20 protein-coding genes are annotated in these 14,490 nt (G+C 61.2%); 10 read left to right on the forward strand and 10 right to left on the reverse strand.

The genetic code is table 11. The features are described from left to right. The first annotated feature begins 219 nt into the window (after nt 1-219). Nucleotides 220-468, forward strand: coding sequence for a DUF1651 domain-containing protein (locus tag ACLM42_RS04430; protein ID WP_247911923.1), 249 nt, complete (start codon nt 220-222; stop codon nt 466-468). A gap of 1 nt (nt 469) precedes the next feature. Here ACLM42_RS04430 and ACLM42_RS04435 read toward each other — a convergent pair whose 3' ends face one another. Continuing rightward, a complete protein-coding gene (locus ACLM42_RS04435; RefSeq protein WP_247911106.1) occupies nt 470-748 on the reverse strand; it encodes a DUF2103 domain-containing protein in 279 nt (92 codons plus the stop codon). A 79-nt stretch (nt 749-827) separates the two neighbouring features. Here ACLM42_RS04435 and ACLM42_RS04440 point away from each other — a divergent pair, with 79 nt between their 5' ends. Then, nucleotides 828-1,052, forward strand: a complete 225-nt coding sequence (locus ACLM42_RS04440; RefSeq protein ID WP_415399873.1) for a hypothetical protein — start codon at nt 828-830, stop codon at nt 1,050-1,052. A 9-nt stretch (nt 1,053-1,061) separates the two neighbouring features. Here ACLM42_RS04440 and clpS read toward each other — a convergent pair whose 3' ends face one another. Then, complete coding sequence (gene clpS, locus ACLM42_RS04445) at nt 1,062-1,373, reverse strand: ATP-dependent Clp protease adapter ClpS (protein ID WP_415399874.1); 312 nt, start codon at nt 1,371-1,373, stop codon at nt 1,062-1,064. 77 nt (nt 1,374-1,450) lie between these two features. On the opposite strand from clpS, the gene petN reads away from it, so the two are divergent. The 4 genes from petN to ACLM42_RS04465 are packed head-to-tail and all read left to right on the forward strand — an operon-like array spanning nt 1,451 to nt 4,199. Next, the gene (petN, locus tag ACLM42_RS04450) at nt 1,451-1,552 is read left to right on the forward strand and encodes a cytochrome b6-f complex subunit PetN (protein WP_247911103.1); all 102 of its coding nucleotides are present in this window, start codon (nt 1,451-1,453) and stop codon (nt 1,550-1,552) included. A 24-nt stretch (nt 1,553-1,576) separates the two neighbouring features. Further along, nucleotides 1,577-1,732, forward strand: a complete 156-nt coding sequence (locus tag ACLM42_RS04455; protein ID WP_247911102.1) for a hypothetical protein — start codon at nt 1,577-1,579, stop codon at nt 1,730-1,732. 53 nt (nt 1,733-1,785) lie between these two features. Further along, nucleotides 1,786-2,961 (forward strand): 7,8-didemethyl-8-hydroxy-5-deazariboflavin synthase subunit CofH, encoded by a 1,176-nt coding sequence (gene cofH, locus ACLM42_RS04460; RefSeq protein WP_415399875.1) that lies wholly within the window; start codon nt 1,786-1,788, stop codon nt 2,959-2,961. A gap of 8 nt (nt 2,962-2,969) precedes the next feature. Continuing rightward, nucleotides 2,970-4,199, forward strand: a complete 1,230-nt coding sequence (locus ACLM42_RS04465; protein WP_415399876.1) for a hypothetical protein — start codon at nt 2,970-2,972, stop codon at nt 4,197-4,199. Here the strand turns inward: ACLM42_RS04465 and psb29 are convergent. Then, nucleotides 4,196-4,876 (reverse strand): photosystem II biogenesis protein Psp29, encoded by a 681-nt coding sequence (psb29, locus tag ACLM42_RS04470; RefSeq protein WP_415399877.1) that lies wholly within the window; start codon nt 4,874-4,876, stop codon nt 4,196-4,198. The two genes, ACLM42_RS04465 and psb29, sit on opposite strands and share 4 nt — an antisense overlap. Nucleotides 4,877-4,978: 102 nt before the next feature. On the opposite strand from psb29, the gene clpP reads away from it, so the two are divergent. Then, the gene (gene clpP / locus ACLM42_RS04475) at nt 4,979-5,569 is read left to right on the forward strand and encodes an ATP-dependent Clp endopeptidase proteolytic subunit ClpP (protein WP_247911922.1); all 591 of its coding nucleotides are present in this window, start codon (nt 4,979-4,981) and stop codon (nt 5,567-5,569) included. A gap of 18 nt (nt 5,570-5,587) precedes the next feature. Then, a complete protein-coding gene (locus ACLM42_RS04480; RefSeq protein WP_247911098.1) occupies nt 5,588-5,788 on the forward strand; it encodes a DUF2256 domain-containing protein in 201 nt (66 codons plus the stop codon). Between the two features lie 33 nt (nt 5,789-5,821). Here the strand turns inward: ACLM42_RS04480 and ftsH are convergent, their stop codons facing one another. From ftsH to pyk, 4 genes are all read right to left on the reverse strand, one after another. Beyond that, the gene (gene ftsH / locus ACLM42_RS04485; RefSeq protein WP_415399878.1) at nt 5,822-7,759 is read right to left on the reverse strand and encodes an ATP-dependent zinc metalloprotease FtsH; all 1,938 of its coding nucleotides are present in this window, start codon (nt 7,757-7,759) and stop codon (nt 5,822-5,824) included. A gap of 110 nt (nt 7,760-7,869) precedes the next feature. Next, entirely contained in the window at nt 7,870-8,073 is a 204-nt protein-coding gene (locus ACLM42_RS04490; protein WP_247911921.1) for a DUF1830 domain-containing protein, read from the reverse strand. A gap of 169 nt (nt 8,074-8,242) precedes the next feature. After that, the gene (locus ACLM42_RS04495) at nt 8,243-9,472 is read right to left on the reverse strand and encodes an ABC transporter permease (protein WP_415399879.1); all 1,230 of its coding nucleotides are present in this window, start codon (nt 9,470-9,472) and stop codon (nt 8,243-8,245) included. 27 nt (nt 9,473-9,499) lie between these two features. Beyond that, on the reverse strand, nt 9,500-10,957 hold the full coding sequence (pyk, locus tag ACLM42_RS04500) for a pyruvate kinase (RefSeq protein WP_247911095.1): 1,458 nt from the start codon (nt 10,955-10,957) through the stop codon (nt 9,500-9,502). A gap of 61 nt (nt 10,958-11,018) precedes the next feature. On the opposite strand from pyk, the gene ACLM42_RS04505 reads away from it, so the two are divergent. Together ACLM42_RS04505 and ACLM42_RS04510 are read left to right on the forward strand one after the other, a co-directional pair. Further along, nucleotides 11,019-11,348 carry a nucleoside triphosphate pyrophosphohydrolase family protein gene (locus ACLM42_RS04505; protein WP_415399880.1) on the forward strand — a complete coding sequence of 110 codons (330 nt, stop codon included), beginning with the start codon at nt 11,019-11,021 and terminating at the stop codon, nt 11,346-11,348. 19 nt (nt 11,349-11,367) lie between these two features. Then, nucleotides 11,368-11,877 carry a hypothetical protein gene (locus ACLM42_RS04510; RefSeq protein ID WP_415399881.1) on the forward strand — a complete coding sequence of 170 codons (510 nt, stop codon included), beginning with the start codon at nt 11,368-11,370 and terminating at the stop codon, nt 11,875-11,877. Here the strand turns inward: ACLM42_RS04510 and ACLM42_RS04515 are convergent. The 3 genes from ACLM42_RS04515 to ilvA are packed head-to-tail and all read right to left on the reverse strand — an operon-like array spanning nt 11,874 to nt 14,476. Then, nucleotides 11,874-12,161, reverse strand: coding sequence for a YggT family protein (locus ACLM42_RS04515; RefSeq protein ID WP_247911092.1), 288 nt, complete (start codon nt 12,159-12,161; stop codon nt 11,874-11,876). The two genes, ACLM42_RS04510 and ACLM42_RS04515, sit on opposite strands and share 4 nt — an antisense overlap. A 55-nt stretch (nt 12,162-12,216) precedes the next feature. Then, nucleotides 12,217-12,852, reverse strand: coding sequence for an SMC-Scp complex subunit ScpB (scpB, locus tag ACLM42_RS04520; protein ID WP_415399882.1), 636 nt, complete (start codon nt 12,850-12,852; stop codon nt 12,217-12,219). Nucleotides 12,853-12,883: 31 nt separating this feature from the next. Next, nucleotides 12,884-14,476: a threonine ammonia-lyase, biosynthetic gene (gene ilvA, locus ACLM42_RS04525; RefSeq protein WP_415399883.1), complete on the reverse strand. Its 1,593-nt coding sequence runs from the start codon at nt 14,474-14,476 to the stop codon at nt 12,884-12,886. Nucleotides 14,477-14,490 lie beyond the last annotated feature (14 nt).

Here is a 14,490-nt window from a genome sequence, read left to right on the forward strand (position 1 = left end):
GACCCGTTACGAGAAGGAGCGCACGCAGATGAATCGCGTGCGCCGGCAAGTCATGAAAGCTCTGGCGGAGCGCCGGCCATAGCCGATTGTTGACAGCTCAGCAAAAGCCGGCTAGTACAGGTGTACTTGCGCCGGGTTCATGTCCCCTGTTGCTTCCCCCTACGCCACGTTTCGGGCTTCCGACTGGGTCTGGCCGGCCGCTTCAGTCGTCACGCCCCCATGCCAGGACACGGTTGGCTCCAAGATTCCGTCACGCTCGCGACCAAGCGCTTCCATCGCGACGAAAAAAGTTGGTCGCAAGACCCGATGGTCTTCGTCGATTCAGGGCGACCTTTTCCAGCTCAGCCCCCTTTGCTCCAGTCCCGTGACCACCTCCACCGAGACCAGGCAATTGAGCTTTGGCGGTCTCTCCTGAGGCGAGGTTGGGTTGAGGTGAGCCCCCAATGGGGCCAGGAGCTCGAGGTTTAGCTCACCTCGAAAGGACCTGCTGGATCCGCTCTTCCAGTTCCACAGCGCTCAGCCCTGTCACCACAAACACCTCTTGGGCGCTGCTTCCCCGTCGCGCGACCACTTTCCATCCACCACGAATCGGAATCGAGACCTTCAAGCGCAGCTCTGGTGCCCGTCCCTTGACCCGCGAGATGACCGCCGGAGTGATCGTGTCGATCTCAGGCTCCCGAATCAACTTCTTGAGGCAGGGAATGAGGCCCTCGAGGTAGGTGCTGTGGGTGATGACCAGCCGTCCCATGTCGAGCACCCTAGAAACTCAGACCCCGTAGCCGGATGCCGTCGCCGCTGCTAGAGATGCTGTCCCCTCGTTTTGCCGCATGGCAGGCCAGCAGGCTCCTGAGTTGCGTGAGCAGCTGCGTCAACGGCTCAGTGACGAGCTCGGTGGCGTCGCACAGTTGGTCAGTGTTGAGCGCAGTTCAGACAAGAGTGTCAAAGGTGTGGCGGTCTGTTCCGGCCGAATCCTGACCTTCGTTTTGGATGCTGAACAGGAGCGTCTGCGGACGTTGCCGATGTTCGAACTGCTGCAACGTCGTTTCGCCTGATTTCCGTCTTCAGCCCCGTTCGACGGGGGCCATGGTCAGGCCCTCTCCGGCCAGGAGCTGGTGGTACAGCTCTGCCTGCTCCAGAGGCCCACTCCAGACCACAGCAGAACCTTGGGAGTCGATTTGATGGGCCAGCTCCCAAGCACGGTCGGAGTTCATGCCAGGAATGTGTCTCACCAGTACATCCACAACATGCTGGAAGGTGTTGTGGTCGTCGTTGAGAACGATGACCCGACCTTTCGGGTAAGGGGCCCGCACCTGTTGACGCTCCATGACGGCCTGGCCACCTGGCGAGGAGCTGATGGAGCGGATGGGTTGCATCTCGAGACAGCCAACAAATCAGATCCAGTTTGGGTCACAGCCCTGGTTACACTGGCTCAAACGCTTGTCGCACAACGATGCTGATCACTGTGGGTTGGGCCGCTCTCGCCGCCGTCTTCACCTTCTCGATCGCCATGGTGGTGTGGGGCCGCAACGGCGACGGCACCATCAACTTCTGAGCTTGAGCTTCGGGTCACTCATCCGTGATTGAGTCAATCAACCTCAACAGTGTGCTGGCGGTGACCTCCGCCGCACTGTTGGTTTTTGTCAGTGGTGGAGTGATCTATCTCTCCACGATTGAATGGCGGGACAGGCGTCGTCGCCAACAACCCGTTCAATCCTCCCGCGCCCGCAAGTGAGCGGCGAGCCGGGGGTTTTTGAACCTTGGGCCTGGAAGCGTTCCGTCGAGCTGTTGGTCACAGCTCCGGAGTCATCTGATTCTCAGGACTCTGTCCCCTGGACTCCAGAACTGCTCCAGCCCTTGCGGGCGGCCGTTCGCCTGAATCCCTCAAGCCCAGCTGCCTTGGCTGCGGCTGAGGTCCTGATGGCAACGACCAATGCCGCCAGCCTCCAAGAGCAGGCCGATGCCCTGCGGCAAGAGCTGGTGGGTGAGACGGTGACCTACGTGGTGAACCGAAATCTCAATTTCACCAATCACTGTGTACAGCACTGCAGTTTTTGCGCCTTTCGTCGTGATGCCGGTGCAGCTGGTGCCTACTGGCATGGCCGTGAGCTGTTGCAAGGCAAAGCCTCTGAAGCTGCAGCCCTTGGGGCAACCGAACTCTGTATCCAAGGGGGCTTGAATCCGCAGGCCCGGACCAATGGTTCGGCCCTCACTTACTACGCCGAGCTTTTGGAGGCCCTGGCCGAGGCAGCACCTGGCTTGCATCTGCATGCGTTTTCACCCCAGGAGCTCCTGTTCATTGCGGAGCAGGACGGGATTCCCCTGCAGGCCGTGCTTGAGCGGCTTCGCGATGCAGGCTTGGCCTCGATCCCGGGCACCGCTGCTGAGGTTTTGAGTGAAGACGTTCGGCGTCAGCTCTGTCCCGAGAAAATCACTGCCCGGCAGTGGTGTGCCGTGATCCTTCAGTGCCATCGCACCGGACTCCCCAGCACCGCCACCTTGATGGCCGGTCACATTGAGACCAGCCGTGACCGTGCTCTTCATCTCCTCACCCTCGTTGCTCTCCAGCAGGAGGCCGAGCGATCCCAGCAGCGTGGTTTCTCCGAGTTTGTTTTGCTCCCCTTTATTGGCGCTCAAGCACCGGCAGCGTTGCGCCATCGCGTGGGACGGGATCAACCGGATCGAGCTGAGATGCTGCGGCTGACAGCTCAGTGTCGACTGCTGTTAGGGCCATGGTTTCCCAACCACCAGCCCAGCTGGGTCAAGCTCACCTTGTCTGGTGCTGCCGAGGCCCTGCGATGGGGCTGCAATGACCTCGGCGGGACGCTGATGGAGGAGAGCATCACCAGCATGGCCGGAGCCGAGGGGGGCACCTGCCAATCGGTTGAGGCCCTCCGTTCAGCTGCGCTTGAAGTGGGTCGGCCGGTGCGAGAGCGCACCACTCTCTACGGATCCGTGGCTTGATGAAGGGCATGCGCGCCACCCTGGGCCTCACCGCTCTGTTGCTCGCGCTACCGGCCTTGGCCTTGTGCCTGTTCCCCAGGGGATCTGCGCTCGGTCTGGATCGGCTTCTGCTTGAGGCGGCTCTCCTTCAAACCCATCGCTCACGCCCCGCCGATCCACCGCCCTCCCTTTGGATAGACCGCCTTGGTTCCCAAGCTGCTCCACTTTGGTCCGCCCGTGAGCAGCTCTGGTGGCAACTCTGGGGGTCCCATGGTTCATCGGGTGCGGTCCTGGTCCTCGAGGCACCCGCCCTATCTCCCCTACCGGCTCATGCCTTCCGCCATCAGCAGCTGACCTTGGTGGCTCCTAATGCCCTGGTTCGCCAACAACTGCAGGAGGGACTGACCTTGGAGCGCCCGTCGTTGCGCGGCCTGGAGCGCCGCTGCGCGCAGCAACTCAAGCGCAGCGATGCCGTCTATTGGAGTGCTGCGGGTCTGTCGTCATTGCTCGGTCCCCTGGCACCCCTGGCCGGCAGCTTGCAGCAGGGTTGCTTGGCCCTTACCAGTGAAGGGTCCAGACTTCTCTGGAGTGGTGAGGCTGACGCGGCTCGCGGCAGCTTGGCGGCTGCCCCGCGCTTTGCGCCCAGATCCCGCGCGATTCCCCTTTCAGCCCCATCACTCCTTGAGCTTCAGGGGCCGAAGCTTGAACTCTTGCTCCGTGGCCTGCTCAGCAGTGGAGCTTTAAAGCAGGCTCTGGCTGAGCGCTATGGATTAAAGGCGGAGGCCCTGAAGCGGCTCTCTGATAGTCCCTTTGCGTTGCGACTGGTTGCCGTTGAACGGGGCCCCTTCTTGGCCGGCCTTCAAGTGCAACTCCTCCTGCGGGATGGCCGCTCTTTTTGGACGACACCCCTGGCCTCGTTGGAGCAGGCCCTGAAGGATCAGGGGCTGACCGTGGCGACTGGGTCCGGCGATCAGCGCCTCTGGAGCCGGGATGGTGCGGCCCAGGGGGGCTGGCGCTGGCTGTCGGATCGTCAGCTACTGCTGTTCTTGGGGCCAGCTCCACGGGATCTCAAGACCGAAGCTTTGGCATCGGAGCAGGGGTGGTCCCTGCGGATTCGGCCGAAGCAGCTGCAGGCCAAGGGTCTGCTCCCCCCGCTGCTGCCATTGGTTGTTCGCCAAGCCCGGCAGCTGGAGTTCACCGGCATGAGCTCCAGTCCAGGCGAGGGGCAAACGGCCCTCAACGGCGAGCTGAAGCTCTAGTCCGCCGACTCGTGTTCGGCTTCAGCGCGTTCACGGCGACGACGCTCAGCGGCCACGGTCTCCTCCATCAGTTCCACCGCCTGGGTCATCTTTTCGATGTTCCCGGCATAGAGGCTGAGATCCTTGTCGACCCGCGACTTGATCAAGCCCATCGCTTCGCCAATCTCGTGGGCGGCACTGCGGAGTGCCTGAGGATCAATGGCTTCAGCACCCTGGGCCCGTTGGAGAAGGCTGAGCAGACCGACGGCAACCAGCCTGGAGTAGTGGAAGTCTTCCCTTTGGACACCCTGCAACAAGCTGGCAATCGGAGCAGGGGCACCCTCCCCACGGTTGCTTAGCCAACCTTTGACCTCATCGAGGCTGTGGTGACCGACCTGGGTGGCGGCGTCCGCTGCCATTTGACGGAAGCCCTCACCATCGAAACCGTTGGCGCTGCAGAGCGCCAGGAAGAGCGGTTCACGTTGAGTGTCGGGCTTGTAGCCGTTGGAGAAGCTGTCGAAGACCTGGGTCAGCCCCACTGCGAACAGCCCATCAGGGTGGAAGCCCTTCTGGTGGCTCAGGAGGTGCAGCTCCACCAGCAACTCGTCCACCAAGCGGCGGTAGAGCGGGGCAATGACGTAGGGGAATGCCTTGTGAAAGGCCCGCTTGCTATCGGCAACGGTGAGGCTCGCACTCACGCTGGAACATCCATCAAGTTGGGGCGACCCTAGCTCGCTGAGAACGCTGAACAGGGCACAACCTCAGTAAGATCCGCCTACCTGCAGAACCTCCCAGTGACCATGATCCCGATCGTGATCGAAGAGTCGGGCCGTGGTGAGCGGGCATTCGATATTTATTCCCGTCTTCTGCGGGAGCGCATCGTCTTCTTAGGCGAGCCGGTGACCTCCGAGTCCGCCAACCGGATCGTGGCCCAGCTGCTGTTTTTGGAGGCAGAAGACCCCGAGAAGGACATCTTCCTCTACATCAATTCCCCGGGTGGCTCCGTCTATGACGGCCTGGGCATCTTCGACACGATGCAGCACATCAAGCCCGACGTGCAGACCGTCTGCGTTGGTCTGGCGGCCTCGATGGGCGCCTTCCTGCTTTGTGCTGGTGCCAAGGGCAAGCGCAGCAGCTTGACCCACTCGCGGATCATGATTCACCAGCCCCTGGGTGGTGCCCAGGGCCAGGCCAGTGACATTCGGATCCAGGCCGATGAAATCCTGTATCTCAAGAAGAAGCTGAACCAGGAACTCTCCGATCGCACTGGCCAGCCCCTGAGCCGCATTGAGGACGACACCGACCGGGACTTCTTTATGTCTCCCGCTGAAGCGGTCGAATACGGCTTGATCGACAAGGTGATCGATAAGCGTCCTGTTCGCCCTGTCTGATCGCAGACAAGAAGAACCATGCCCCGCGGCCGCGGTCAACGCAGCGGAGCGGTGGGCGGCCGTGGCCGACCACCAAGTGAACGCCCAAGCAAACTCTGTCCTGTTTGTCAGCGCCCATTCCAGTGGCGTAAGAAGTGGGCTTCAGTTTGGGAGCAGGTGATTTACTGCTCCGATCGCTGTCGCAATCAGGGTCTAGACAGCAAAAAGCCCGCGGGTTAACCGCGGGCTTTGTTGTGAACTGCTTGGTGGCCCTCAGGCCGAGGCCGTTTCAGCAGTGTTGAGCAGAGGAGAAAAACGCTCCTTCTCAGGGACGGTGGTGAATTCGCTGACGATCGCCCGGAATTCATCGCCATCGAGGCTCTCCTTCTCAATCAGGAGTTCCACGACCCGATCCATGCAGGCCCGGTGCTCGGAGACGAGCTTGACGGTCTCTTCGTAGCAGCTCTGGACGATCTTGCGAACGGAGGCGTCAACACGCGCTGCGGTGGCGTCAGAACCATCGCTACGGGTCATCAGATCACGGCCCAAGAAGACTTCCTGGCTACCTGCATCCAGGGAGCATTGACCCAGATCACTCATGCCGAAGCGCGTGACCATCTGGCGTGCAATGGATGCCACCTGCTGGATATCACCGCCTGCACCGGTGGTGACCTCGGAATAACCGAAGACCACATCCTCTGCGGCGCGGCCGCCCAGGGCACCCATGATGCGGGCGCGCAGTTGTGCTCGGCTCACCAGCATCTGCTCCTCATCCGGCGAGAACCAGGTCAGTCCCTGCGCTTGGCCGCGGGGAATCAGGGTGACTTTCTGAACAGGATCGTGGGCTTTGACCAGCGTGCCGACGAGGGCGTGTCCGACCTCGTGGTAAGCGATCAGGCGCTTGCTGCGGCCATCGGTCAGAGGCTTGCCCTCCATCCCGGCAATGATGCGATCGACCGCGTCATCGATTTCGGCGAGGCTGGTGGCCTCCTTCCGGCGACGGGCGGTGAGAATCGCAGCCTCATTGAGCAGGTTGGCTAGGTCGGCACCCGAGAAGCCAGGGGTCCGTCGTGCGATGGCCTCCAGGCTGACGTCATCGGCGAGTTTCTTGTCGCGGCAGTGGACCTTGAGGACTGCCAGTCGACCCTTGATGTCGGGGACATCGACTTGGACCTGTCGGTCGAAACGGCCGGGACGAAGCAGAGCCGAATCAAGAACATCAGCCCGGTTGGTCGCCGCGATGATGATGATCCCGCTGTTGCCCTCGAAGCCGTCCATTTCGGTCAGCAACTGGTTGAGGGTCTGCTCGCGCTCGTCGTTGCCACCACCGACACCTGCACCACGTTGACGGCCGACGGCGTCGATCTCGTCAATGAAGATCAGACAGGGGCTGTTCTCCTTGGCACGCTTGAAAAGGTCACGCACGCGGCTGGCGCCAACGCCGACGAACATCTCCACGAACTCCGAGCCGGAAAGGGAGAAGAACGGAACGCCAGCTTCGCCCGCGATGGCTTTGGCGAGCAAGGTTTTACCCGTACCAGGAGGGCCCACCAGCAGCACGCCTTTGGGGATTTTGGCCCCAACCGAAGTGAACCGTTCAGGGGTCTTCAGGAAGGTCACGACCTCCTGGAGGTCTTGCTTGGCTTCCTCAACACCGGCGACGTCGTCGAACATCACACCGGTTTCAGCCTCCATCAGGAAGCGCGCCTTGGTCTTGCCAAATTGCATGGCCTGACCAGGGCCGCCGGGCATGCCGCCGCCGCCACGGCGAGACAGCAGCACCAAACCACCAATCAACAGAAGGGGGAAGAGCAGATTGCCAAGCAGGCCGAGTGCCGGAGGCGCCGTGCGGGGGGGATGGATGTCAAAGCTGATGCCTTGCTCCTTGAGGTTGTTGACCAACTCAGGGGCGAGACCTGGGAGATCCACCCGGAGACGCTGAACGCGGTTGTCCAGGTCCGGATCAACGGCTTCGACGACGGCGGTCCGACCACCATCGAAGATGTCCACGGCTGTCACACGGCCCGCATCGACATAGTCAATGAAGCGTCCGTAGCTCATTCGAGCCACGGCTGCGTTGCGGGGGGCAACGGTTGTTCCGGAAGAAGGACTCACCCCACCGAAACCACCGCCCAGCACTTGCCAGCCGAGAAAGACGGCGACGCCAATGGGTAGGACCCAGAGGACGATCGTTCGCCAGCGTTGATTCATGGCCGCCTCAGGTGCAGATCTGAATGTTTAACAAGTGTAAAGCGAGCGAGGCCTGTTCTGGGCAGATCTCAGACAGCGCAGCACTTCATTCCTCTCATTCGAGCTGAAGATCAGGCCGATTTCGGCCACTCCACCTCGAAATCGGTGGTGAGCTCTTCGGCCATAAAGCGCTCGAGCAGCTCAGGACCACCTAAGGAGTGACTCCAGATCTCGATTTCGGAGGCCGCCGGCGCCTCGAAGCCAAGGATTTCCACTGGAAACACCACGCGCTCCAAGAAAAACTGATCGGGTCCGATGCAGCGAAGGATCACCATCCGATCGCCGCGGTTTTGGTACCCACACTGGAGCTGGTTCAAAAACCCTTAGGAATTCAGTGGACCATTCACGCCGCTTTCTCCGACCTGATTTGTCGTCGATGAGACCTCAAAGGATTTTGCGGTTTCTTCTTTCGATTCTCTAAAGATTGCCTGAAATGGCTTTCATTCAGAGGCTGCGCAGGGCCGTGATTGGGTCAAGTCGTGCAGCCCGCCGCGCTGGCAGCACCCCAAAGACGAGGCCGATAGTTCCCGAGAGGCCCATGGTCACCAGCACGCTGCTGGTGCCAATTGCTGCGGGTAGCGGGGTGATCGCCGCCACGATTGCAATGGCCGAAAGTCCCAGACCACTCCCGATCAATCCCCCCAGGGTGGAGAGCACCAAGGCTTCCACCAAGAACTGAGTCAGCACATCACTGCTCCGCGCTCCAATCGCCTTGCGCAGGCCGATTTCAGAGGTTCGCTCACTGACCGAGACCAGCATGATGTTCATGATCCCGATGCCACCAACCAGGAGCGAGATCGCGCCAATGGCACCCAGCATCAAGGTCAGCCCGCCGGTGATGGTGCCCACGATCGACAGGGCATCTTTTTGGGAGCGAACCGCAAAGTCGTCCTCACGAAGAATGTTGTGTCGTTGCCGCAGCAGGTTCGTGATCTGGAACTTGGCCGCACCGGTGCTGGCCTCATCGACGGCCTCCACGCTGATGAAGTTCAGGCTGACTCCGTAGGTGGGATCGCGGCCCGAGAGCTTGCTGACCATGGTGGTCAAGGGGATGTAGGCGGCTTCGTCTTGGTTCTGTCCGAAGACTGCCCCTTTGGGTGCCATCACCCCGATGACTTCAAAGCCCTGATTGCGTATTCGGATGCGCTGTCCGATCGCTGAACCGGATGGAAGAAGTTTTTGCTTGAGGTCGGGGCCGATGACGACCACGTTCCGGGCCCCATCCATGTCCCGCTGGTCGATGAACCGACCGCGTGCGACCTCAAAGCGCCGAACCGTCAGAAATGCGGGATTGATTCCAGAGACGGTTGCGCTGGCACTTTTTGCTCCCGCTTGCAGAACCGCGCTCAGGGTGATCTGTGGGACAACGCGGCGAACGCTCGGGACCTGCTCGGCGATGGCTTCGGCGTCCTCAAGAACCAAGGTCTTGGGGAAATCAATGCCGCGCCGGCGGCTGTCGTTGTTGCCTGGAACCACGAACAGGACATTGGCCCCAAGCGTGTTCAGCTGACCTTCAGCGAGGTTCTGTGCGCCGCGACCAACGCCTACCAAGGTGATCACGGAAGCATTCCCGATCACGATGCCCAGCATGGTGAGTAGCGAGCGCAGGCGATTAGCCCTGAGGGTGGCCAAGGCCATCCCGACGGTCTCACGCATGGGCAGCTTGGCGGGCATTGCCGGAACGGCCAGCTAAGGCCTGTTTTAAACGATGCTCGGGTTCAGCACGGTTCCCTTACCTACAACGCTGACCTTGACCAGGTCGGTCGAGCCGCTGACATCGGCAAAGGTACCGGCGGTTTGGATCACCAGATCACCTTCTTTAAGCAGGTTGGCCTCGGACGCCACTTCCATGGCGCGGTTGAACGTTGCTGCTGCGTTGTCCATGTCAGAAACCACGAGCGGTGTCACGCCCCAGACCAGTTGAAGTTGGGAGGCGACTTTCGTGTCGCTCGTGATGGCGAGGATCGGGGTACTGGGTCGGAACTTGCTGACGTTGCGCGCGGTGGATCCGCTCTTGGTCAGAGGGAGGATGGCGGCCGCCTCCAACTGGCTGGCAATGGAGCTGACGGCGTGGGAGATGGCGTTCGGCACGGTCGAAGCCAACTGACCGTCGCTGCTGCGGCTGGGGTAATCCCGCTCAATCCGACGGGCAATTTGGCTCATGGTGGCCACTGCCTCGACCGGGTAATCCCCCACGGCGCTCTCGTTGGAGAGCATCACGGCGTCGGTGCCATCGAGGATGGCATTGGCCACGTCGCTGACTTCAGCTCGGGTCGGTCTTGGGCAGCTCACCATCGAGTCGAGCATCTGGGTGGCGGTTATCACCGGAATGCCCAAGGTGTTGCACTTGCGAATCAGCTCCTTTTGCAGCAGCGGAACTTCCTCGGCAGGCATCTCCACCCCGAGGTCACCACGAGCCACCATCACGCCGTCGCACATCGGAAGCAGCGAATCCATCTGGTCGATGGCTTCAAACTTTTCGATCTTGGCGACCACCGGTGTGTTGTGGCCGTGGGATCGAATTAGAGCCTTGATCTCCTCCATGTCCGATGGATTGCGGACGAAGCTCAGGGCGACCCAATCAACCCCTTGGCTGAGGCCGAACTCCAGATCCACCCTGTCCTTGTCGGTCAGTGCACGGATCGAGAGTTGAACGTCTGGGAAATTGACGCCCTTGTTGTTGGAGAGAACTCCGCCAACGGTGACGGTGCAATAAAGAGTATGGGTGGGCTTTTCAACCCGATCGACGACCATCTCCACCCGGCCGTCATCCAGCAAGATTCGGCTGCCGGGAACGACCTCATCAGCCAGCTTGTCGTAGGTGACAGTCGCGATGGTTTGGCAGCACTCGACGTCCCTGGAGGTCAGGGTGAAGGAATCACCCTTGGCAACGGTGATTGGACCGTCTTTAAAACGACCCAGGCGAATTTTCGGTCCCTGAAGGTCCTGCAGGATCCCGATATGAACGCCCATCTCAGCCGCAACTTGGCGGATGGTGGTGATCCGAGCCGCATGCTCGCTGTGATCGCCGTGGGAAAAGTTCAGCCGGAAGGTGGAGGCACCAGCTTCGATCAGACGCCGGAGCTGCTCCGGGGATTCAGTCGCCGGACCGATGGTTGCCACGATCTTGGTGCGACGCGTGAGATCGGGCAGGGCCATTCGGGGGCGCCAAAGGGGTGAAGTGACACTATCATCGAGGCCCTCCAGCGCTGTTGTACCAATGGATCTCAACGCTTACCAGCAGGGCGCGAGGCAAACGGCGCGCTATCCCAACGTGGGTTCGAACCCCATCTACCCAACCTTGGGTCTGTGCGGAGAGTCCGGCGAGGTGGCCGACAAGGTCAAAAAGGTTCTGCGCGATCGCGGCGGTGAGTTCAGCGCAGAGGTAAGGGATGCCTTGAAGCTGGAGCTTGGCGATGTCCTTTGGTATGTCGCTCAGCTGGCGAGCGAGTTCGACTTCAGCCTGGATGAGATTGCGCAGTCCAATCTCGACAAATTGGCCAGTCGCGCCGCCCGTAACGTGATCTCTGGAAGCGGCGACCACCGCTAGAGACCTGGAGCAAGGCTTGATGCAGACGCGCAGATCGGTTTCAAGCCGGATCGCCAGCGCCCTTGCGGGTTTGGCGTTGACGGTTGTGGTGATCCTCGGCGCTGTTCCCGGGGCGTTCGCTGCTGGCCTAACGGTCCACGACGTGAGCTTGGATCCCTGTCCTTCCGAGGATGTTGGGGCGCAACCTCAGCTCAAACGTCCCAGCGGTGCTAGCTGCTTTGTCTTGCGGGGCAGCGTTGATAACCCTGGGCGAAAGACGGTCTTCGATACCGATGTCTTTGCACAGATCCTGGATGCCAGTGGAGAGCCTGTGCTGCAGAACCGCTCACGGGTGGGCTCGATTGGCGATGTGGAGCAGGGCACCTCGACGTTTGCCCTGCGTCTCGCGGTCCCAGCAGGAACTCCTGGGCCCTTCACCTTTTCCAACGTCAAGGCCCGAGGATTCAGTGCTCCCGTTCGTACCCGCGCTGGCGAATTTGATGACATCCTCCCCCTGGAGCAGGCCGTAGCTGAGACCGATCTTTCTTAGAAGAACGCGGGATAGAAGTAACCGCGGCTTTGCTCCAATAAGCCTTGGAGCAACTGCAGGGCCAGAAAAGCCACGATTGCGGAAAGGTCCAGGCCACCAAGGGGAGGGATGAGTCCCCGGAAAACATTCAGGTAGGGGTCGGTGATGGCACTCACCGTCGAAAGCACAGGGTTGCCCCAATCAAGGTTGGGGAACCAGCTCAGCAGCACCCGAACAAACAAGACCAGCGTGTAGATCGAGAGGGTCTGGATGAGGACGCCGATCAGATCGCCGAGGATGGACATGGCTGCAGCTGCGTTGGAAGAACTCTATTGAGTGAATGCGGAGGCTGGGATTGGCCTACGCGGCCTGTTCCCATTCCTCATCGCTGACCGCAGGCGGATCGCTGGTCTCAACAGAGGGGCTAGCAGGAACCGGCTTCACGGCTTTGCGTTGAGCCACCAACTCATCGGTCTTGACGGAGAAGGTGCGATGGAATTTTTCGCTGAGGCTTAACCAAAAGGAGCGCCCTTCGCTTTGGCGCTTGCGCTCAATGAAGTTCTGAGCCAGCAGTTCCTTGATGTGGTCGTAGGCCCCCGATCCGCGCAGATCGACCAGATCGGACTGCAGGATCCGCTTTTTGATCGCGATCGTGGCCAGGGTGCGTAGCGCTGCGGTGGAGAGATCGACGGGCAGAAGGTTCTGCACCAAATCCCCCAGGCCGTCTCGCAGTTGAAGGCTGTAGCGCCTGCCCTCCTGGCGAATCTCCAGGGCCGTGTCCCGATGCGCGTAGTCGGCCATCAGGGTGATCAGGCCCAATTCGACCTCATCTCGACTGGCGCCAGAGATTTCAGCCAGCTCCCCCTGGGTCAGGGCCCTGCCTTTGAGATACAGGATCGCCTCTAAACGGGCGGGGAGGGAGTGGTTGCTGCTGGCCGGCTGAAGCGCAATGGCATCGCTATCAGCGGGGATCGGCTCCTGGGTTTCGCCTGTCATACCCCGTGCCGAACAGCGCGTTGTTGGCAAGTTATCCCACGCTCAGGCTGCCGGCCAGTTCACCGAGGAATAGGCGGTAGGCCGGGTTATCGGTTTCGTCGGCGTACTGATAGCCGAGGCCATCCAGGAAGCTTTGCCAATCGTTCATCTCCGCCTCAGGAACCTGAACGCCTACGACGATGCGGCCGACATCAGCACCGTGGTTCCGGTAATGAAAGATGCTGATATTCCAGTTGGGATGCAGGCTCGTCAGGAAGCGCATGAGCGCGCCTGGTCGTTCCGGGAATTCGAAGCGATAGAGCAGTTCACGGCCATGGCCAGCGGCTTCACCGGTGCTGGCCGGCAGGCGTCCTCCGACCATGTGCCGCAGGTGCAGCTTGGAGAGCTCGTCATTGGAGAGATCCAGGCAGGGGAAGCCGGCATCGCGCAGGCTGTGGATCAGTTCCTGTTCGTCGGAACTCCCACTGGTTTGGACCCCTACGAAAATGTGGGCCCGACTGGGGTCGGCCAGCCGGTAGCTGAATTCGGTCAGGCTGCGTTCACCCAGCAGGGTGCAGAACTGACGCAGGCTCCCGGCTTGCTCAGGGATCTCCACCGCCAACATCGCTTCGCGGTCTTCAGTGATCTCGGTGCGCTCAGCGACAAAGCGCAGTCGATCAAAGTTCATGTTGGCTCCGCAGGCCACAGCCACGAGGGTTCGCCCTTCGAGCTTCCGGCGGCTGATATCGGCCTTCATCCCAGCCACTGCAAGGGCTCCGGCTGGCTCAAGGATGGAGCGGGTGTCTTCAAAGACATCCTTAATGGCCGCGCAGATGGCGTCGTTGTCCACGGTGACCATGGCGTCAACGACTTCCCGTGCCAGGGCAAAGGTCTGGACACCGACCTCCCGAACGGCGACACCGTCAGCGAAGAGCCCGACTTGCTCCAGCTTCACCCGCTCCCCCAGCGCCAGTGAGCGGGTCATGGCATCGGCATCCACCGGTTCCACTCCGATGACTTCGACGCCAGGCCAAAGGCTTTTCACGTAAGCCCCCACCCCAGCGATCAGACCTCCGCCACCCACGGCGATGTAGATCGCATCGGGTGGCTCGGAGCATTGCCGAAGGATCTCCAGTCCGATGGTCCCCTGACCCGCGATCACCTCAGGGTCATCGAAGGGATGGATAAATGTCAGACCCCGCTCGTCGGCCAGGCGGTAGGCCTCAGCGCAGGCGGCGTCATAGGTATCGCCCTTGAGCACCACTTCGGCCCCACGGGCTGCCACGGCCCTGACTTTCATCTCCGGAGTCGTGACCGGCATGACGATCACCGCCCGGCAGCCAAGCCGCTGGGCCCCCAAGGCCACGCCCTGGGCATGGTTGCCGGCGCTAGCCGCGATCACCCCCCGTTCCAGCTCTGAGGGGCTCAGGCTGGACATCTTGTTGTAGGCGCCCCGAAGCTTGAAGCTGAAGACCGGCTGCAGGTCCTCACGCTTCAGCAGAACGTTGTTCTTCAGCCGCCTCGAGAGATTGGGAGCGGGGTCGAGCGGGGATTCGATCGCCACGTCGTAGACCCTGGCCCGCAGGATTCGCTGCAGCATTTCCATGCCAGAGCTGGAGTTCAGGGCAGAGCCGGTGGCTGTCATTGCGACTGGAAGAT

The sequence above is a fragment of the Synechococcus sp. W4D4 genome, assembly GCF_047716805.1.
Classification (GTDB): Bacteria; Cyanobacteriota; Cyanobacteriia; order PCC-6307; family Cyanobiaceae; genus Vulcanococcus.